This is a genomic window from Sphaerotilus hippei, assembly GCF_003201595.1.
In the GTDB taxonomy this organism is placed as follows: domain Bacteria; phylum Pseudomonadota; class Gammaproteobacteria; order Burkholderiales; family Burkholderiaceae_C; genus Sphaerotilus; species Sphaerotilus hippei.
This window is the reverse complement of the sequence record NZ_QJJS01000002.1, coordinates 91,617-111,537: the sequence shown is the minus strand read 5'-3', so window position 1 is coordinate 111,537 and position 19,921 is coordinate 91,617. Positions and strand designations below refer to the sequence as shown.

Below are 19,921 nucleotides of genomic sequence, written 5' to 3'. Positions count from 1 at the left end.
TGTGAACATGCTCAAGCTTCGTCTACCCGCGGCCCGCTTCCTGTGCTCCCTCTTCGCGACCGTCGTGCTCGCGGCTTCGGTGACAGGCTGCGCCTCGGACCCCAAGAACAAACCCGAGACGAAGAACGTCGCGAAATTGTACGAAGAAGCGCGCGAGGAACAGGCCGCCGGCGCCTACGAGCGGGCCATCAAGCTCTACGAGCAGCTCGAAGGGCTGGCCGCCGGCACGCTGCTGGCCCAGCAGGCACAGCTGGAGCGGGCCTACCTGCTCTACCGGTCGGCCGAACCCGCCCAGGCACTCGCCGTGACCGAACGGTTCCTGAAGTTCCACCCGACCAGCCCGGCCGCCGACTACGCCTACTACCTGCAGGGCCTGATCAACTTCAACGACGACCTGGGCCTGCTGGGCTCGCTGGCCAAGCAGGACATGTCCGAGCGTGACCAGCGTGCCGCCCGCGAGGCCTACGACAACTTCGTCCAGCTGGTCGACCGTTTCCCGGATTCGAAGTACGCCCCGGACGCCCGCCAGCGCATCAACTACATCGTCAACGCGCTGTCGGCCTACGAGGTGCATGTGGCACGCTACTACTACACCCGCGGCGCCTACGTGGCGTCGGCCAACCGGGCGCAGAGCGTGCTGCAGGATTTCCGCGCCGTGCCCGCCAGCGAGGAGGCGCTCTACCTGATGGCCGCCAGCTACGACCGCCTGGGCATGACCCAGCTGCGCGACGATGCCGTGCGGGTGCTGCGCACCAACTTCCCGAAGAGCGCCTGGCTGGACCGCATCGGCGCGGACTTCCAGGTCGAGAAGCGCTGGTGGACGCTCTGGTGAGCTGATGCCGCGACCCCGCAGGGACGCGGCGCCTCAACGTCCCTGCGGCACGGGGGCGGCCAGCGCCTCCAGCCACTTCAGCGCCTGCGGCTCGGTCCCGAGCAGGGGCATCGGCGGCAGCGCCGCCAGCAGCCGCCGACCATAGCCCATGCTGACCAGCCGGGTGTCGCAGATGACCAGCAGCCCCCGGTCGGACTCGCTGCGGATCAGCCGGCCGGCCCCCTGCTTGAGCGAGACCGCCGCCTCGGGGATGAAGTAGTCGTTGAAACCCGTGCCGCCGGACGCCTCCAGCGTGCGGCAGCGGGCCTCCACCAGCGGATCGCCGGGTGGCGGGAACGGCAGCTTGTCGATGACGACGCACTGCAGCGCCTCACCCGGCACGTCGATGCCCTCCCAGAAGCTCTGGGACCCGACCAGCACCGCCCGAGGTGCCGCCAGGAAACGCGCCAGCAGGGCCCGCTTGGGCCCTTCGCCCTGCACGACCACCTCGATCGGCCCGGCCAGCGTGGCCAGCTGCGCACGCAGGCGGGCCCCGATCGCCTGGAGGGCCCGCAGCGTCGTGGTCAGCACGAAGGTGCGTCCGCCCAGCGCGGCGGCGCAGCGGGCGGCGAGATCGGCGACCGCATCGCTGTGGACCGGATCGGCCGGGCGCGGAAACCGCGTCGGCACGTACAGGCGGGCATGGGCGCCATAGTCGAACGGGCTGCCCGCCCGCACGATGCGCGCCTGCTCCAAGCCGGCGCTGCGGGTGAACCAGCTCAGCTCGGCATCGTCGCCCAGCGTGGCCGAGGTGAAGATCCAGGCCCGCCGGGCCCCGTCGACCTGCGCACGCAAGGACTCCCGGATGTCCAGCGGCGATTCGATCAGGCGCACCTGATGCTGGCCCAGGTCGATCCAGCGCACCTGGCCGGCCTCGGGCGGGCGGGCAAACGCGCCCGCCTGGGCCTGCAGCGCGATGGCCCGCTCGGCCAGGCGGTCCAGGTCGGGGGCACTGCCCGCGACGCCCTCCAGCGCCTGCAGGCTGGCCTCGCAGGCGGCCTCGACCGCCGCCAGCGCGGCCTCGAAGTCCGGCTGGCCGGCCCGCAGGTCCCAGCGCAGGCGAGACGCCTGGCGCAACGGCCCGGCACTGGCCAGCCGCAGGTCACGGGCCACCGTCTCGCACTGCGCCGCCAGCTCGCGCCAGGCACCCAGGCCACGCGCGCGGGACAGGCCCACCGTCAGCAGGTCACGCGAGAACTCCAGCAGCTGACCGCTGCCCAGCGAGCGACCCAGGAACTGGATGCCGGCCTCGTTGAGCTGGTGAGCCTCGTCGAACACCAGCGCATCGACCGTGGGCAGCAGTTCGGCCATGCCGGTGTCGCGCAGCGTCAGGTCGGCGAAGAAGAGGTGGTGGTTGACCACCACGATGTCGGCCTGCAGGGCCTCGCGGCGCGCCTGCATCACGTGGCAGAGGCGGAACTCCGGGCAGTCGCTGCCCAGGCAGTTGTCGCGGGTCGAGCTGACGATCGGGATGATGGGCGAACGCTCGTCCAGGCTGTCGAGCTCGGCCAGGTCACCGGTGCGGGTGCCCAGGGCCCAGGCCTCGATGCGGGCGAGCATGCGCAGCGCGGAGCGGTCCGACCACTCCTCGGTCTGGCGCGCGTGGGACAAACGGTGCTGGCACAGATAGGACGAACGCCCCTTGAGCAGCGCCACCTGCACCGGCAGGCCCAGCGCCCGCACCAGGCGAGGCAGGTCACGCAGGAAGAGCTGGTCCTGCAGGCTCTTGGTGGCCGTGCTGACCAGCGCCCGCCGGCCCGACAGCAGCAGGGGCACCAGGTAGGCGTAGGTCTTGCCGACCCCCGTGCCAGCCTCGGCCACCAGGGCACTGCGCTCGTCGAGCGCCTGCGCCACCGCATCGGCCAGATCGGTCTGCACCTCGCGGGGCAGGAAGCGGGCATCCGAGCGCGACAGCAGGCCCCCGGGCGCGAAGGCCTCGGCCACCTCGTCCCTCAGCAGGGAATGCACCGTCATGCGGGCTCGCCCGGATCGAGCTGCTGCTCCAGGCTGGCGATGTGGTCACGCAGCGCCAGGCGGCGCTTCTTCAGGCGCCGCACCTGGAGCTCGTCGATCGGCTGGATCTGCGCCAGCCGGTCCAGCGTGTCGTCCAGATCGGCGTGTTCGATGCGCAGTTCGATCAGGCGTCGCTGCGGAGAATGCAAGTTGTCATCCATAAGCGTGCATCATGACCGGACCCGGGGGGCAAGGAAGGATTATAGTTTTTGCCCATGATCGCCACACCTCCCAGCTACCGCCTGTCTGCGGCCACAGCCATCGACCGGGGTGATCGGCTCTATCAGCAGGATCAGGTCGAAGTGATCGCTCACCCGCGCACCCAGGGCTGCCTGCTGGCCGTGCTGGCCGACGGCATGGGCGGCAAGAGCGGCGGGCGCAAGGCCGCCGACCAGGTGCTGCTGGTCGCCCAGCAGCTCTTCGACCGGTTCTCGCCCGCCAAGGATGCGCCGGTGGACCTGCTGCGCAAGCTGGTCCTCGAATCGCACGTGATGATCAAGCTGACCGCGATCACCGCGGAGCAGGAGCCGCACAGCACGATCGCCGCCGCCCTGGTGCTGCCCAACCGCGAATGCCACCTCGTGCACGCCGGCGACTCCCGCGTCTACGTCTTCCGCGGCGCCGAACTGGTGGCGCGCACCTACGACCACTCGCTGGTCCAGCGCATGGTCGACCAGGGCGAGCTGAGCGAGGCCGAAGCCAACGACCACCCCCACTCCAACCTGCTGACGGGCTGCCTGGGCGCCGACGAGGACCCGCCACTGACCTTCGGGCGCATCGATCACCTGGAGGTCGGCGACACGCTGCTGGTCTGCAGCGACGGCCTCTGGCACTACTTCACCCCCCGCGAGCTGGGTTCGATCCTGAATGCGCTGCGCCCGCGCGACGCCAGCCAGATGCTGATCAGCAAGGCGCGCCAGCGGGCCCGCGGGGGTGGCGACAACCTGTCGCTGGCCATCGTCAAGCTCGACAGCCTCGACTGAGGCCGTCGCCTCCGCTCAGGTCAGCGAGGTATCGACGTCCCGGCGCTCCAGCGACAGGAACTCCTGCGACTGCATCTCGTTGAGCCGGGAGATCGTGCGCGGGAACTCGTGCGACATCGGGCCCTCGGTGTAGAGCTGCTCGGGCGGCACCTCGGCCGACATGATCAGCTTGACGCGGCGGTCGTACAGCACGTCGACCAGCCAGGTGAAGCGCCGCGCTTCCGACGCCAGCCGCGGCGGCATCATAGGCACGTTCGACAGCAGCAGCGTGTGGAACTGCGAGGCCAGCTCGAGGTAGTCGTTCTGCGAACGCGGCCCGCCGCACAGCTGCCTGAAATCGAACCACACCACCCCGCCGGCCTTGCGGCGGGCGTGCATCTGGCGGTGCTCGATGTTCATCACCGGCTCCTCGTCACGGGCCTCGGCCAGCTCGCTGAAGGCCTGCTCCATCGCCGCATCGGCCGAAGCCCCCAGCGGCGTGTGGTAGAGCTGCACATGCTGCAGCGTGCGGCGGCGGTAGTCGGTGCCGTTGTCCACGTTGATGACCTCGAGCCGGGCCTTCAGCAGCTCGATGGCGGGCAGGATGCGGTCGCGGTGCAGCCCGTTCGGGTACAGCCCGTCGGGGTGGAAGTTCGAGGTGGTGACGATGGAGACGCGGTGGGCGAACATCGAGTCCAGCAGCCGGTGCAGGATCATCGCGTCGGTCACGTCGGCGACATGGAACTCGTCGAAGCAGATCAGCCGGAAGCGCCGCGCGATGCGCTTGCCCAGCTCGTCGAGCGGATTCTGGATGCCCTTGAGGTCCTGCAGCTCGCGGTGCACCTCACGCATGAACTCGTGGAAATGCAGGCGGGTCTTGCGCGTCAGCGGCACGGCCTGGAAGAAGCTGTCCATCAGGAAGCTCTTGCCGCGCCCCACGCCACCATACATGTAGACCCCGCGCGGGATCGGCGGGCGCACCAGCGCCTTGGTGATGGCATTGCTGCGACGGGCCTTGTAGGCCGCCCACTCGTCCTGGCAGCGCTGCAGCGCGGCCACGGCATTCAGCTGGGCCGGATCGGCCTGGTAGCCCCGCTCGGCGAGGGTCTGGTGGTAGAGCTCGGTGACGGTGGTCATGGTCGCAAACGCCGGGTTCTGGAACGGAAAAAGGGGCGGCTCGCGCCGCCCCTGTCTGCCCTGCGGGGTCGTGCAGGCAAGAGGCCTGCGCCGCCTCAGAAGTTGAGGGTGCGCTTGTCCACGGCCAGTGCCGCTTCCTTGGTCGCCTCGGACAGCGACGGGTGCGCGTGGCAGATGCGGGCGATGTCCTCGGCCGAGGCCTTGAACTCCATCGCGACCACGGCTTCGGAGATCAGCTCCGAGGCCATCGGGCCGACGATGTGCACGCCCAGGATCTCGTCGGTCGTGGCATCGGCCAGGAACTTGACGAAGCCGGTGGTGTCACCCAGCGCACGCGCGCGGCCGTTGGCCAGGAACGGGAACTGGCCGGACTTGTAGGCCACGCCATCGGCCTTGAGCTGCTGCTCGGTGCGGCCGACCCACGCGATTTCCGGGCTGGTGTAGATCACCCACGGGATGGTCGCGAAGTTGACGTGACCGTGCTGGCCGGCGATGCGCTCGGCCACCGCCACGCCTTCTTCCTCGGCCTTGTGCGCCAGCATCGGGCCGCGCACCACGTCACCCACCGCCCACACGCCCGGCAGGTTGGTCTTGCACTCGGCGTCGACGACGATCAGGCCACGCTCGTCGAGCTGCAGGCCGACCGCTTCGGGGTTCAGGCCGATGGTGTTGGCCACGCGGCCGATCGAGACGATCAGCTTGTCGACCGCCAGCGTGACTTCCTCGCCCTTGGCGTTGGCATAGGACACGACCACACCTTCGCCCTCGGCGTCGACCTTGGAGATCTTCACGCCGAACTCGAACTTCAGGCCCTGCTTGGTGAAGGCCTTCAGCGCTTCCTTGGCCACGCCTTCATCGGCGGCGGTCAGGAAACCGGGCATGGCTTCGAGGATGGTCACCTCGGCACCCAGGCGGCGCCAGACCGAGCCCATCTCCAGGCCGATCACGCCCGATCCGATCACGCCCAGCCTGGCGGGCACCGCGCCGATGCGCAGCGCGCCGTCGTTGGACAGGATCTTCTCTTCGTCGAACGCTGCACCCGGCAGCGCGCGGGCGTTGGAGCCGGTCGCGACGATGACGTGCTTGGCGGTCAGCACCTCGCTGGCCGCACCCGCGACGTTGATCTCGTAGCCACCTTCGACCGCCTTGGCGAACGAGCCGCGGCCGTGGAAGAAGCTGACCTTGTTCTTCTTGAGCAGGTACAGGATGCCGTCGTTGTTCTGCTTGACGACGCTGTTCTTGCGGCCGACCATCTTCGAGACGTCCATCTTCAGGTCGTTCAGCGTGATGCCGTGGTCGCCGAAGTGATGGGCCGCGTGCTCGTAGTGCTCCGACGACTGCAGCAGCGCCTTCGAGGGAATGCAGCCGACGTTGGTGCAGGTGCCCCCGGGAGCGGGGCCACCCTTGTCGTTCTTCCATTCGTCGATGCAGGCGACGTTGAAACCGAGTTGTGCCGCACGGATGGCAGCGATGTAGCCGCCGGGGCCGCCGCCGATGACGACGACGTCGAATTGCTTGGACATGTGGGAGTTTCCTATCTGGCCGAGAACGGCACGGGCGTGGACGACGTGTCCTCTTCAGGCACGAAGATCCACAGCAGAAGGTAGAGCAGGACGCCGGTGCCGGCGAACAGGAACAGCAGCGCGAAGCACAGCCGCCAGATCCAGGCCTGTGCGCCTGTCAGGCGGGCGAGTCCGCCGCACACACCGGCGACCCAGCGGTCGTCGAGCGACCGCCTGAATCGGTTGACGACCCCGACCGCGGCAGGAGGTGCGGCGGGTGCCTCCAGGATCCTGCGCTTGGCCAGCTCGAACTCTTCCGGATCGAGCACGCCACGTTCACGCAGTTGCTCCAGCTTGAGAAGGTCATCGGCAAGGCTCATCGCAGGCTCCTCGGGGGCGGTGGGTCGTCAGGTCATGGACAACCGGACCTCAGATGTCGAACAGCAGGCGGGCCGGATCTTCCAGCGCTTCCTTCATCGCCACCAGGCCCAGCACGGCTTCGCGGCCGTCGATGATGCGGTGGTCGTAGGACATGGCCAGGTAGTTGATCGGACGCACCACGACCTGACCGTTCTCCACCACCGCGCGGTCCTTGGTGGCGTGCACGCCCAGGATGGCCGACTGCGGCGGGTTGATGATCGGGGTCGACAGCATCGAGCCGAAGGTGCCGCCGTTGGAGATCGAGAACGTGCCACCGCTCAGGTCGTCCATCGAGATCTTGCCTTCCTTGGCCTTCTGGCCGAACTCGGCGATCTTCTTCTCGATCTCGGCGAAGTTCATCTGGTCGGCGTTGCGGATGATCGGCACGACCAGGCCACGGGGCGAGCCGACCGCGATGCCGATGTCGAAGTAGCCGTGGTAGACGATGTCGTTGCCGTCGACCGAGGCGTTGAGCACCGGGAACTTCTTCAGGGCGTGCACGGCCGCCTTGACGAAGAAGCTCATGAAGCCCAGCTTGACGCCGTGTTCCTTCTCGAACTTGTCCTGGAACTTCTTGCGCATCTCCATCACCGGGGCCATGTTCACTTCGTTGAACGTGGTCAGGATGGCGTTGGTCGACTGCGATTGCAGCAGGCGCTCGGCGACACGGGCGCGCAGGCGGCTCATCGGCACGCGCTGCTCCGGACGGTCACCCAGCTTCATCGGGACCGGTGCGGCCACGGGGGCCAGCGCCGCCTTGGGGGCTGCGGCCACAGCGGCGGCGGGCTTGGCGGCGACGGCGGCCAGCACGTCACCCTTGGTGACACGGCCGTCCTTGCCGGTGCCGGCCACGGCAGCGACCGACAGGTTGTTGTCGGCCAGCAGCTTGGCGGCGGCAGGCATCGCCACGTCGCCCTTGTCGACGGCAGCGGCGGCCGGTGCAGCAGCCGCTGCGGCGGCCACGGGCGCGGCGGCGGCCGGCGCGGCAGCGCCCGCCTTGGCGTCGGTGTCGATCTGGGCGATCACCTGGTCGCTGACCACGGTGCCGCCGTCAGCCACGACATGGGCGACCAGCACGCCGGCGGCCGGGGCCGGCACCTCGAGCACGACCTTGTCGGTCTCGATCTCGATCAGGATCTCGTCGATCGCCACGGCTTCGCCGGGCTTCTTCTTCCATTGCAGCATGGTTGCCTCGGCAACCGACTCGGACAGCTGGGGGACTTTGACTTCTACGATGGCCATGATGATTCGATTCTTGTGGGGTTCAGATCCGAAGAGCGCGCTCGCACCGTGCCACGCAGACGCTCCCGGAGGAGCGCCTGCGCGCCGGACTGCCGCGACGCGCTGCGTCGCAACAGGTTATTTGGTCAGGACAAAGCCCTTGAGCTTGCCGAAGGCCTGGTCCAGCAGCGCCTTCTGCTGTTCCTGGTGCAGGTGGGCATATCCGACCGCCGGGGAGGCGGAGGCCGGACGGCCGGCGTAACCGAGACGCTGGCCGTCGGCCATGTTCTCGTGGATGTAGTGCTGGACGAAGAACCAGGAACCCTGGTTCTGCGGCTCGTCCTGGCACCACACCAGATCGCTCAGGTTCGGGTACTTCTTCAGCTCGGCGCTGAAGGCCTTGTGCGGGAAGGGATAGAGCTGCTCGACGCGGATGATGGCCACGTCGAACGCCTTCTTCTCCTCGCGCTTCTTGACCAGGTCGTAGTAGACCTTGCCCGAGCAGGCGATCACGCGCTTGACCTTGGCCGCATCGATCTCGGCCTTCTGCTCGGCGATCACCGTGCGGAACTCGCCCTTGGTGAACTCGCTGACCGGCGAGGTCGCGTCCTTGTTGCGCAGCAGCGACTTGGGCGTGAAGATCACCAGCGGCTTGCGCAGCGAACGCACCATCTGGCGGCGCAGCAGGTGGAAGATCTGGCTGGCCGTGGTCGGCTGCACGATCTGCATGTTGATGTCGGCGGCCATCTGCATGAAGCGCTCCAGGCGGGCCGAGCTGTGCTCGGGGCCCTGGCCTTCATAGCCGTGCGGCAGCATCATCGTCAGGCCGTTGACACGACCCCACTTGACTTCGCCCGAGGCGATGAACTGGTCGATCACGACCTGCGCACCGTTGACGAAGTCGCCGAACTGGGCTTCCCAGATCGTCAGCGTGTTCGGCTCGGCCGAGGCGTAGCCGTATTCGAAGCCCAGCACCGCCTCTTCCGACAGGATCGAGTCGATCACCGTGAAGCTGGCCTGGCCATCGGCCACGTGCTGCAGCGGGATGTAGGTGCCTTCGTCCCACTTCTCGCGCTTCTGGTCGTGGATCACCGCGTGGCGGTGCGTGAAGGTGCCGCGGCCGCTGTCCTCGCCCGACAGGCGCACCGGGTAGCCGGCGGCCACCAGCGAGGCGAAGGCCATGTGCTCGCCCATGCCCCAGTCGACGTTGACCTCGCCACGACCCATCGCGGCACGGTCGTCGAACACCTTCTTGACCAGCGGGTGCATGTTCACGCTGGCGGGGATGGTCGTCAGGCGTTCGGCCAGGCGCTTCCACTCGGTCAGCGGAATCGCGGTGTCGGCCGCATCGGTCCACTTCTTGCCCAGGAACGGGGCCCAGTCGACCGCGAACTTGCTCTTGAAGTTGCTCAGCACCGGATCGACGGTGTGGCGGCCCTCGTCCATCGCGGCACGATAGGCCTTGACCATGTCGTCGCCCAGCGTGTCGCCCAGGCCTTGCGCGGCCAGCTTGTCGGCGTAGAGCCGACGCGTGCCCGGGTGCGCGCTGATCTTCTTGTACATCAGCGGCTGGGTCAGCGCCGGCGTGTCCTGCTCGTTGTGGCCCAGCTTGCGGAAGCAGATGATGTCGACGACGACATCCTTCTGGAAGGTCAGGCGGAACTCCAGCGCGAGCTGGGTGGCCAGCACGACCGCTTCCGGATCATCGCCGTTGACGTGCAGCACGGGGGCCTCGACCATCTTGACGATGTCGGTGCAGTACAGCGTGGAGCGCAGGTCGCGCGGGTCGGAGGTGGTGAAGCCGATCTGGTTGTTGATGATCAGGTGCACCGTGCCGCCCGTGGAGTAGCCACGGGTTTCCGACAGCATCAGCGTTTCCTGGTTCACGCCCTGGCCGCCGAAGGCCGAGTCGCCGTGCACCAGCACCGGCAGCACCTGCGCGCCCTTGGTGTCGCCACGACGGTCCATGCGCGCGCGCACCGAACCTTCGACCACCGGGTTCACGATTTCCAGGTGCGACGGGTTGAAGGCGAGGCTCAGGTGGACCGGACCGCCCTGGGTCGAGATGTCGGAGCTGAAGCCCTGGTGGTATTTCACGTCACCGGAGGGCAGGTCTTCCGGCGCGGTGTGATCGAACTCGGCGAACAGGTCCTTGGGCATCTTGCCCAGGGTGTTGACCAGCACGTTCAGGCGGCCGCGGTGGGCCATGCCGATGACGATCTCCTGCACGCCCTTGTCACCGGCGCGCTGCACCAGCTCGTCCATCGCGGCGATGAAGCTCTCGCCGCCTTCGAGCGAGAAGCGCTTCTGGCCGACGTACTTGGTGTGCAGGAAGCGCTCCAGGCCCTCGGCGGCGGTCAGGCGATCGAGGATGTGCTTCTTCTGCTCGGCGTTGAAGCTGGCCTTGGAGCGGATGGTCTCCAGCTTCTCCTGCCACCAGCGCTTCTGCGTCTGGTCGGTGATGTGCATGAACTCGGCGCCGATCGTGCTGCAGTAGGTCTCGCGCAGAGCCTGCAGGATCTGCCGCAGCGTCATGTTCTCGGACTTGCCGAAATAGGTGTTCGCGGCGCTGAACGTGATGTCCATGTCGGACTCGCTCAGGTCGTAGAACGCCGGCTCGAGTTCGGGGATGCGGGGACGTTCCTGGCGCTTGAGCGGGTCGAGGTCGGCCCAGCGGGCACCGACGTTGCGGTAGGCCGCGATCAGCGACTGGACGTGGACCTGCTTGCGTGCGACCGCCAGGTCGGCCGAGCTGGCCTTGACCGTGAAGGCGTTGGACTTGGCACGCTGGGCGAACGATTCGACGACGGGAGCGTGAGCGACGTCACGGTTGTCGGTGCCATCGACGGCAGGCACATGCTGGAGCGCGTCGAAGTAGTCGCGCCAGTTGTCAGGCACGGAGCCCGGATTGTCGAGGTAGGCCTCGTACATCTCTTCGACGTAGGGCGCGTTGCCCCCGAACAAGTACGAGTTCGACCTGTATTGCTGCATCATCTTTCGCTCACCTTATGCCCCGGTACCCGGAGCTTCGATGGGTTGAACAACCTTCCGCGACACGGCTTGACCGGTTGGCGGATTGCGACCCGCCTTGACTGTTGCCAGAGAAGGGGACGGGAAGGACCTTTAAGCCAGGAGATCGACTTTAGCACCCTGCGTACGGCAAGCGCCCTGGGTTCTTACGTACCCTTGTCACGCTCTGTCGCCAAAATGATGCAGTCCGCGCCCTGCGATGGGGCGCCTCGTCGCTCACGGCGCATAAGTGGCAAAAGGCGCGGCCAGCGGATCGCCGACGAACACCCCCTGGGCAGGCCACGCCACGCTCTTCCAGTAGGCCTCGAGGGCGCTGCCGCCCTGCATGTAGTGCAGCAGCAGGATCTGCGGGTGCGGAAACTTCTGCAGGTGGTTGCAGGGCTCGCTGACCGTGCCGTAGCTGGCGGTCACCCCGGCATCGATCCAGGTCAGGATGCTGCTCTGGCCCGTCCCGCCCTCGAGCACGCCGCCGAACGAGGTCAGGTGATCGGCCAGCGCCCCGGGCACCCAGCGGATCGAGTCGAGCGGCCCCAGCACCGCCAGCCCGGTCTGCATCAGCAGCACACGATCGAGGTCCCTGGGGTGGTCGGTCTGGTCGATGTGGGTCTGCACCGGCATGCGGCGCAGCACCCCCGGGGGCGGGAACAGCCGCGCCCTCACGCTGCGCTGGGCATCGCGGGTGATGACGAAGTGGGCATGGGTCATCGGCGCCCCCCGCAGCAGGCTGTGGTCGGACGCCAGACCCCGATCGATCAGCGCATGGGCCTGCGCCACGCCGGAGGCGGCCAGCAGCATCGATGGCCGGATGCCGTGATCGGTCCAGGGCCGGGCACTGGCGGAATTGAAGTAGGGCGAAGGCCGGCGTGACGCGGCACAGGTCTGGGCACAGGCATCGGGATCCAGGCCCAGGCTCAGCGCCGCGGTGATGGACTGGCACTGAACGGCATAGGGCTGCACCCAGGCCAGCGCCAGCGCCTGCACACGATCACCGAAGAAGCCGTCGACCTCGGCGCGCAGCGCCTCCAGCTCGGCCACCGACAGCCGGGCCTGCCGGGGCAGACGCACCCGCAGCACCCGGGAGGGCGCGATCTGGCGCTTGTGCACGTAGTACTCGCCCACGGCGACCGAATAGGGATCGTCGCTGTTGATCACCACCCCGAGCTCGCTGGCGGAGATGCGCCCGCTCACCCGGGGCACCGGACGCCACTGCAGGCGCAGCTCGGCCTTGGCGGCGGCCGGCGCGCCCTGCGCATCGGCACCCTCGGCCCGGGCCGGAGCGGGCGCGACGGACAGCAGGAACATCGCGGTCAGAAGTGCCGCGAGCAGGCAGGATCGGATCGATTTCGGTTTCGCCATGTAAAAATGACTGTCCAGACCACTGTTAGGCACTATGACCAAGAAGGAAGGCAGCACCCCGACCATCCAGGTGCTTGAACGCGTGTTCTCCCTGCTGGACGTGCTGGCCACGCATCAGGATCCGGTCTCGCTCAAGCAGATCAGCGAGCATACCGGCCTGCACCCGTCGACCGCGCACCGCATCCTGAACGATCTGGCCGCCGGCCGTTTCGTCGACCGCCCCGAAGCGGGCAGCTACCGCCTCGGCATGCGCCTGCTGGAGCTGGGCAATCTGGTGAAGGCCCGCCTGGATGTGCGTGATGCCGCGCTGGGACCGATGCGCGAGCTGCACAAGCTCACCCACCAGCCGGTCAACCTGTCGGTGCGGCAGGGCGACGAGATCGTCTACATCGAGCGCACCTACTCGGAACGCTCGGGCATGCAGGTGGTGCGCGCCGTGGGCGGACGGGCACCGCTGCACCTGACCTCGGTGGGCAAGCTCTTCCTCGCCCATGACGACCCGCAGCGCGTGCGCAGCTACGCCACCCGCACCGGACTGGCCGGCCACACCCGCAACAGCATCACCGAGATGGGTCCGCTTGAACGCGAGCTGGCACGGGTGCGCCAGACCGAGGTGGCGCGGGACAACGAGGAGCTGGAACTCGGCGTGCGCTGCATGGCTGCAGGCATCTACGACGACCAGGGCAAGCTGATCGCCGGCCTGTCGATCTCCGCACCGGCCGATCGCCTGGAGGAGGCGTGGAGCCAGCGGCTGCACGAGACGGCCGCGCAGATCTCGACGGCACTGGGCTTCCGGGCCGACCGCCACGAAGCCCCCGAACACTGAAACCGACGGCCCGCATCCGGGCCGATCGGCTCAGTTCACTGGCGCACCGAGGTCTGCATGACCCCGCCCGACAGGGCACGGGCACGCGGCGCCTCGGACTCGACCCACTGGCGCACCCGCTCGGCATCGCCCAGGCGCGAGTACTTGCCGGTCGAGTCCAGGAACACCATGATCAGCTTGCGACCCGCCAGCTGCGCCTGCATCACGAGGCAGCGACCGGCCTCGATGATGTAGCCGGTCTTCTGCAGGCCGATGTCCCAGGACGGGCTCTGCACCAGCCGGTTGGTGTTGTGGTACTGCAGCGTGCGCTTGCCCACCGACACCGCCAGCTCGGTCGAGGTCGAGAACTCGCGCAGCAGCGGCTGCTGATAGGCCGCCTTGACCAGACGAGCCAGATCGGAGGCACTGGACTGGTTGCGGCTGGACAGCCCCGTCGGGTCGACGTAGCGCGTGTCGTTCATGCCCAGCTGGGACGCCTTGCGGTTCATCGCGGCGACGAAGGCCGTCAGGCCGCCGGGATAGTGGCGACCCAGCGCATGGGCCGCCCGGTTCTCGGAGGACATCAGCGCCAGGTGCAACATCTCCTCGCGCGACAGCTGGGTGCCGACCGCCAGGCGGGAGCTGCTGTTGCGCTCGGTGTCGATGTCGTCCTCGGTCACCTCGAGCACCTCGTGCAGCGGCTGCCGGGCCTCGACGACGACCAGGCCGGTCATCATCTTGGTCAGCGAGGCGATGGGCAGCACCGCCTGCGAGTTCTTCGCGAACAGCACCTCGGAGGTGTCCTGGTCCATCACCAGCGCGACGCTGGACTTCAGGTCGAGCGCATCGGGCGTGTCACGCAGGCCGAAGACCTCGCCATAGGACGGCCGGGCCACGGCAGCCACCGCCACGGCACCCGCGCCGACCGCGACCTTGCGGCGCAGCGACGTCCGGGAGACACGCGACTTCTCGACGGCACCGACCTTGGCCGCAGCCGCCTTCTTGAGCACGCGGCCGGCGGCCGGACGCGCCTTCTTCGCCCCCGCCGCCTCGGCAGCGTCGGGCACGGCCACCGACAACGCGGCGACAGCGACCGACAGGCACAGCGACAGGAACGATTGCCGGAACTTCATCTGGATGACCCTGGTGGACTGCAAAGCTTTGATGATTCAACCACTTGGAATGGTTATTTCAAGTCTAGGTGAAAGTTGAAACATCGGCAACGCATTGATCCTGCGAAGAGTTTCCACTTTCACCGACAGTTCTCGGAATCAGCCCTGCGCCGCGACCTTCTCGTTCTTGCTGTGCAGCTTGTTGAGTGCCGCCAGATAGGCCTTGGCCGAGGCCACGACGATGTCCGGATCGGAGCCCACGCCATTGACCACCCGACCGCCCAGCTGCAGGCGCACGGTGACCTCGCCCTGCGACTCGGTGCTGCCCGAGGTGATCGCGTTGACCGAGTACAGCAGCAGCTCCGCCCCGGAGGCGACGACGGACTCGATCGCCTTGATGCTGGCATCCACCGGTCCGTTGCCGCTCGAGGTCACCACGTGCTCCTGGGTGCCGGCCGAGAAGGTCACGCTCGCCTGGGGGCGCTCGCCCATCTCCGACTGCTGGGACAGCGCCACCAGACGGTAGTGCTCCTGCTCGCCGGTGCGCGTGTCGTTGCCGACCAGCGCCAGGATGTCCTCGTCGAAGATCTCGCTCTTGCGGTCGGCCAGGTCCTTGAACTTCAGGAAGGCGGCATTGACGTCGGCCTCGGACTCGAGCGTGATGCCCAGCTCCTGCAGGCGCTGCTTGAACGCATTGCGCCCGGACAGCTTGCCCAGCACGATCTTGTTGGCGCTCCAGCCCACGTCCTCGGCACGCATGATCTCGTAGGTGTCACGCGCCTTGAGCACGCCGTCCTGGTGGATGCCCGAGGCGTGCGCGAAGGCGTTGGCGCCGACCACCGCCTTGTTGGGCTGCACGACGAAGCCGGTGGTCTGCGCGACCATGCGCGAGGCCGGCACGATCTGCGTGGCATCGATGCCCAGGTCGAGGCCGAAGTAGTCGCGGCGGGTCTTGACCGCCATCACGATCTCCTCGAGCGAGCAGTTGCCGGCGCGCTCGCCCAGGCCGTTGATGGTGCACTCGACCTGGCGCGCGCCGCCCAGCTTCACGCCGGCCAGCGAGTTGGCCACCGCCATGCCCAGGTCGTTGTGGCAGTGCACCGACCAGATCGCCTTGTCGGAGTTGGGCACCCGCTCGCGCAGCGTGCGGATGAAGTGGCCATACAGCTCGGGCACGGCATAACCGACCGTGTCCGGGATGTTCAGCGTCGTCGCGCCCTCGTCGATCACGGCCTCGAGCACGCGGCAGAGGAAGTCGACATCCGAGCGGTAGCCGTCTTCGGGCGAGAACTCGATGTCGCCGCACAGGTTGCGGGCGAAACGCACCGACAGGCGCGCCTGCTCGAGCACCTGGTCGGGCGTCATGCGCAGCTTCTTCTCCATGTGCAGCGCACTGGTGGCGATGAAGGTGTGGATGCGCGCCGAGTTCGCGCCGGCCAGCGCCTCGGCGGCGCGCGCGATGTCACGGTCGTTGGCCCGCGCCAGCGAGCAGACGGTGGAGTCCTTGATCACGTTGGCGATGGCCTTGACGGCCTCGAAGTCGCCGTTGGACGAGGCGGCAAAACCGGCCTCGATCACGTCGACCTTCAGGCGCTCGAGCTGGCGGGCGATGCGCAGCTTCTCGTCGCGGGTCATCGAGGCCCCGGGCGACTGTTCGCCATCGCGCAAGGTGGTGTCGAAAATGATGAGCTTGTCGGTCATGATGGGTTCGTCCTCAGAAGGGGGTCACGGCCTGGACGACCGCGGAAGGGATGTGTGGCCGGGCACGCTGCCAGCCCGAGAGCACCGCCTGGATCGAGGCGGTCACGATGTTGGCATCGATGCCCACGCCGAACTGCACCGGCGACGCGCCCACGCGCAGCTCGACATAAGCCGCGGCACGGGCGCCCGCGCCGGCACCGATCGCATGCTCGTGGTAGTCGAGCAGCTCGATCGGCTGACCGACCGCACGGCCCAGCGCCGCGACGAAGGCATCGAGCGGGCCGTTGCCCTCGCCCGACAGCGCCTGCCAGCCCTGCTCGTCCTGCCACTCGGCGGCGATGCGGACCCGCCCGTCACCGGCACCGGGCTCCTGGCGCCAGCCCCGCAGCGAGGCCGGCACGGTGCCCAGGCCGTAGGTGCGCTCGAAGAGGGCCCAGAGGTCGGCGGCGCCGACCTCGCGCCCTTCCCCGTCGGTGAGGGCCTGCACCGCCTGGCTGAACTCGATCTGCAGGCGGCGCGGCAGCTCCAGCCCGTACTCGTTCTCGAGCAGGTAGGCGATGCCACCCTTGCCGGACTGGCTGTTGACGCGGATGACCGCCTCGTAGCTGCGGCCCAGGTCCATCGGGTCGATGGGCAGGTAGGGCATGTCCCAGAGATCGCCGTCGCGGCGCGCGGCGAACGCCTTGCGGATCGCGTCCTGGTGCGAACCGGAGAACGAGGTGTAGACCAGGTCACCGACGTAGGGATGGCGCGGATGCACCGGCAGCTGGTTGCAATGCTCGACCGTGCGGCGGATCGCGTCGATGTCGGAGAAGTCCAGCCCCGGGTGCACCCCCTGGGTGTAGAGGTTGAGCGCGATGTTGACCAGGTCGACGTTGCCGGTGCGCTCGCCGTTGCCGAACAGGCAGCCCTCGATGCGGTCGGCGCCGGCCATCAGGCCGAATTCACCCGCAGCCGTGCCGGTGCCGCGGTCGTTGTGCGGATGCACCGACAGCACGATCGAGTCGCGCCGGGCCAGGTGGCGATGCATCCACTCGACCATGTCGGCGAAGATGTTGGGCGTCGAGTGCTCCACCGTCGAGGGCAGGTTGATGATGCACTTGTGATCGGGCGTGGGCGCCCAGACCTCGGTGACCGCATCGACCACCCGGGCGGAAAACGCGAGCTCGGTGCCCGAGAACATCTCCGGCGAATACTCGAAGGTCCAGCGCGTGGCCGGACGCCGGGCGGCGAGGTCGCGGATCATGCGGGCATGGGTCGTGGCCAGCGCCACGATGCCGTCCTCGTCGAGGCCCAGCACCACGCGGCGCATCACCGGCGCGGTCGCGTTGTAGACGTGCACGATCACGTTGGCCGCACCGTCGACGGCCTCGAAGGTGCGCTCAATCAGGTGCTCGCGCGCCTGGGTCAGCACCTGGATGGTGACGTCGTCGGGGATCAGGCGCTGCTCGACGAGCTGGCGCACGAAATCGAAGTCGGTCTGCGAGGCCGAGGGGAAACCGACCTCGATCTCCTTGAAGCCGATGCGCACCAGCATCTCGAACAGGCGCAGCTTGCGGGCGGCATCCATCGGCTCGATCAGCGCCTGGTTGCCGTCGCGCAGATCCACGCTGCACCACAGCGGCGCCTGGCTCAGCACGGCATCGGGCCAGGTCCGGTCGGTCAGGCGAACCGGAGCGAAGGAACGGTATTTCTGTGCGGGGTTCTTCAACATGCTCATGGCGTGACGTGGATTTGCTGTTGGCAACGCCGCACCAGAAATACAAACGGCCCGCTGCGTTGCGCTATGGCGGGCCGTTGATCCACAAAGGGTACAGATGTGACTGATCAGCGCGCCCGAGGAGCTCCTAGCAGCAGTAGCGAAAGGGGGCTGAACGAAAAAGTCATCGAAACACTATATCACGCAGGATCAGGCCTCAACGGTGCAGGCCCTCTTCGTCGGGCTCGTCGGTGGACGTCGCGATGACGCTCACCGGTCGACCCTTGGCCCGCTTGAAGCCGTAGACCGCATAACCCGACAGGCCGTACACCATGAACACGCCGAACAGCACCAGCGGCGGGTGCAGCGTGATCACCGCGATGCCCAGCGCGATCGCCACGATGACGATGAAAGGCACCGAGCGCTTGAAGCTCACGTCCTTGAAGCTGTAGAACGGCACGTTGGTGACCATGGTCAGGCCCGAGTAGAGCGTCAGGCCGAAGGCCAGCCAGGTGAGCCAGTCACCCTGCCCCGCAGGCCTGAAGCCGACATCGTCCATCACCCAGATCAGGCCGACCACCAGGGCCGCGGCGGCCGGACTGGGCAGGCCCTGGAAGAAGCGCTTGTCGACGACGCCGATGTTGGTGTTGAAGCGCGCCAGGCGCAGCGCCGCACCGGAGCAGTAGACGAAGGCCGCGATCCAGCCCATCTTGCCCAGGCCCTTGAGCGCCCATTCGTAGACGATCAGCGCCGGGGCGGCGCCGAACGAGACCATGTCCGACAGGCTGTCCATCTGTTCGCCGAAGGCGCTCTGCGTGTTGGTCATGCGCGCGACCCGCCCGTCCAGGCTGTCGAGCACCATCGCGCAGAAGATGCCGATCGCGGCCTGATCGAAGCGGCCGTTCATGGCCATCACGATGGCGAAGAAGCCCCCGAACAACGCGGCCAGCGTGAACAGGTTGGGCAGGATGTAGATGCCTTTGCGGCGCGGACGGGTGGGCGCAGGCCCCTCCAGGTCATCCTCGTCGTCGAGATGATTGCGTGGGATGGGATCGTTCATGACCCGATTATCGCGAACCTGCCCGCCCACCCGCCGCGCGACCGTGCTCAGCCTCGGCAAAGGTAGTAGATCCAGGGGTCGGACAGCCGGCCCAGCGCCGCCGCATCAGCGGCACGCCGCCCCTCGAGATCGAAGGCCTCCACCGGGGTGAACCCGCTCGCCTGCAATTGAGCCAGATGCGCGCCCGGTCGCACGTAGCAGGTCCGGGCACCACGCTCGTCGTCGATCAGCTCCATCAGCGACTCGCCGTGGAACGGCCAGCGATCGGCATTGAGCCGCCGGACCATCGACCAGAAGCGCCAGGCCTCCCAGGTGGCCCGCCAGCCGCTCCAGCCGATGGCCCGGCGACGTTCGGTCCAGTTCAGGTTGTGGGAGGAATGCACGAACAAGCCGCCGGGCCGCAGCACGCGCCGACACTCGGCCAGCGCCCGCAGGCGATCGATCCGGTCGACCACGTCCAGCCCGTTGAAGCTGAACACCACGACATCGAAAGACGCCTGCGCAAAGGGCAGCTCACGCGCCTCGGCGACCTCGAACCGCACGTCCCGCTCCAGGCTCAGCGCCGCGAACCGCTTCCGGCAGGCCTCGACCATCGGCGCCGCGTAGTCGACCCCGACATAACGCCGGCACCGTCGCGCCAGGTGAGGCGTCGTGCGCCCTCCGCCCACGCCCAGATCGAGCACGTCAGCCCCGTGCAGCGCACCGGCCAGGTGATCGAGGATGACCTGCTCCGGGCGCTGCAGCAGCGTCTTGCCGGCGTAGTAGCGGACAAAATCGTCGCTGCTGTAGAGGTCTTTCCAGGGGTCGCGGGAGGTCGGCGCAGGCAGCATGGTGGCGTGAAGGCAGGACATGGACGTCCGGCTTAGATACAATTGTTTACATTGGTTCACCCCGGATCGCGACGAACCCGCACCCACCCGCCACCACCCTGACGCTCGACGAGGTCAGGACGGAACACCCATGAAAAAGGCAGCCCGCAGGCTGCCTCTTGGTCCTCAATCCTGATCATCCAGCAGTGTCCCGCAGGCCGGT

Annotated in this window: 16 protein-coding genes; 3 read left to right on the top strand and 13 right to left on the bottom strand. The window is 67.8% G+C overall.

All coding sequences use genetic code 11. The annotated features are described in order from the left end of the window. Positions 1-7 precede the first annotated feature (7 nt). The gene (locus C7444_RS02510; RefSeq protein ID WP_110399264.1) at positions 8-832 is read left to right on the top strand and encodes an outer membrane protein assembly factor BamD; all 825 of its coding nucleotides are present in this window, start codon (positions 8-10) and stop codon (positions 830-832) included. Between the two features lie 33 nt (positions 833-865). On the opposite strand, the gene C7444_RS02505 is transcribed toward C7444_RS02510, so the two are convergent. Together C7444_RS02505 and C7444_RS02500 are read right to left on the bottom strand one after the other, a co-directional pair. Next, positions 866-2,845: a DNA repair helicase YoaA gene (locus C7444_RS02505; RefSeq protein WP_211317467.1), complete on the bottom strand. Its 1,980-nt coding sequence runs from the start codon at positions 2,843-2,845 to the stop codon at positions 866-868. After that, on the bottom strand, positions 2,842-3,045 hold the full coding sequence (locus C7444_RS02500; protein ID WP_110399263.1) for a YdcH family protein: 204 nt from the start codon (positions 3,043-3,045) through the stop codon (positions 2,842-2,844). Before C7444_RS02500 ends, C7444_RS02505 begins: the two co-directional genes overlap by 4 nt. 54 nt (positions 3,046-3,099) lie before the next feature. On the opposite strand from C7444_RS02500, the gene C7444_RS02495 reads away from it, so the two are divergent. Then, on the top strand, positions 3,100-3,867 hold the full coding sequence (locus C7444_RS02495; RefSeq protein WP_110399262.1) for a PP2C family protein-serine/threonine phosphatase: 768 nt from the start codon (positions 3,100-3,102) through the stop codon (positions 3,865-3,867). A gap of 15 nt (positions 3,868-3,882) precedes the next feature. On the opposite strand, the gene zapE is transcribed toward C7444_RS02495, so the two are convergent. From zapE to C7444_RS02465, 6 genes are all read right to left on the bottom strand, one after another. Further along, positions 3,883-4,983 carry a cell division protein ZapE gene (zapE, locus tag C7444_RS02490; protein WP_110399261.1) on the bottom strand — a complete coding sequence of 367 codons (1,101 nt, stop codon included), beginning with the start codon at positions 4,981-4,983 and terminating at the stop codon, positions 3,883-3,885. Positions 4,984-5,078: 95 nt separating this feature from the next. Then, positions 5,079-6,506, bottom strand: coding sequence for a dihydrolipoyl dehydrogenase (gene lpdA, locus C7444_RS02485; RefSeq protein WP_110399260.1), 1,428 nt, complete (start codon positions 6,504-6,506; stop codon positions 5,079-5,081). A gap of 11 nt (positions 6,507-6,517) precedes the next feature. Next, complete coding sequence (locus tag C7444_RS02480; RefSeq protein WP_110399259.1) at positions 6,518-6,865, bottom strand: PspC domain-containing protein; 348 nt, start codon at positions 6,863-6,865, stop codon at positions 6,518-6,520. A gap of 49 nt (positions 6,866-6,914) precedes the next feature. Further along, positions 6,915-8,147: a 2-oxoglutarate dehydrogenase complex dihydrolipoyllysine-residue succinyltransferase gene (gene odhB / locus C7444_RS02475; protein WP_110399258.1), complete on the bottom strand. Its 1,233-nt coding sequence runs from the start codon at positions 8,145-8,147 to the stop codon at positions 6,915-6,917. 117 nt (positions 8,148-8,264) lie between these two features. Next, on the bottom strand, positions 8,265-11,120 hold the full coding sequence (locus tag C7444_RS02470) for a 2-oxoglutarate dehydrogenase E1 component (protein WP_110399257.1): 2,856 nt from the start codon (positions 11,118-11,120) through the stop codon (positions 8,265-8,267). 252 nt (positions 11,121-11,372) lie between these two features. Beyond that, positions 11,373-12,458, bottom strand: a complete 1,086-nt coding sequence (locus tag C7444_RS02465; RefSeq protein ID WP_110399256.1) for a TIGR03790 family protein — start codon at positions 12,456-12,458, stop codon at positions 11,373-11,375. Positions 12,459-12,546: 88 nt separating this feature from the next. On the opposite strand from C7444_RS02465, the gene C7444_RS02460 reads away from it, so the two are divergent. Beyond that, entirely contained in the window at positions 12,547-13,338 is a 792-nt protein-coding gene (locus C7444_RS02460; protein ID WP_110399255.1) for an IclR family transcriptional regulator, read from the top strand. 35 nt (positions 13,339-13,373) lie between these two features. Here C7444_RS02460 and pbpG read toward each other — a convergent pair whose 3' ends face one another. From pbpG to C7444_RS02435, 5 genes are all read right to left on the bottom strand, one after another. Next, on the bottom strand, positions 13,374-14,450 hold the full coding sequence (pbpG, locus tag C7444_RS02455) for a D-alanyl-D-alanine endopeptidase (protein ID WP_110399465.1): 1,077 nt from the start codon (positions 14,448-14,450) through the stop codon (positions 13,374-13,376). A 138-nt stretch (positions 14,451-14,588) separates the two neighbouring features. Next, a complete protein-coding gene (locus C7444_RS02450) occupies positions 14,589-16,130 on the bottom strand; it encodes a 2-isopropylmalate synthase (protein ID WP_110399254.1) in 1,542 nt (513 codons plus the stop codon). A gap of 13 nt (positions 16,131-16,143) precedes the next feature. After that, positions 16,144-17,844: a 2-isopropylmalate synthase gene (gene leuA, locus C7444_RS02445; protein WP_110399253.1), complete on the bottom strand. Its 1,701-nt coding sequence runs from the start codon at positions 17,842-17,844 to the stop codon at positions 16,144-16,146. A 202-nt stretch (positions 17,845-18,046) separates the two neighbouring features. Then, positions 18,047-18,889 carry a CDP-diacylglycerol--serine O-phosphatidyltransferase gene (pssA, locus tag C7444_RS02440; protein ID WP_110399252.1) on the bottom strand — a complete coding sequence of 281 codons (843 nt, stop codon included), beginning with the start codon at positions 18,887-18,889 and terminating at the stop codon, positions 18,047-18,049. A gap of 47 nt (positions 18,890-18,936) precedes the next feature. Further along, positions 18,937-19,740, bottom strand: coding sequence for a class I SAM-dependent methyltransferase (locus C7444_RS02435; RefSeq protein WP_110399251.1), 804 nt, complete (start codon positions 19,738-19,740; stop codon positions 18,937-18,939). Between the last annotated feature and the right edge of the window lie 181 nt (positions 19,741-19,921).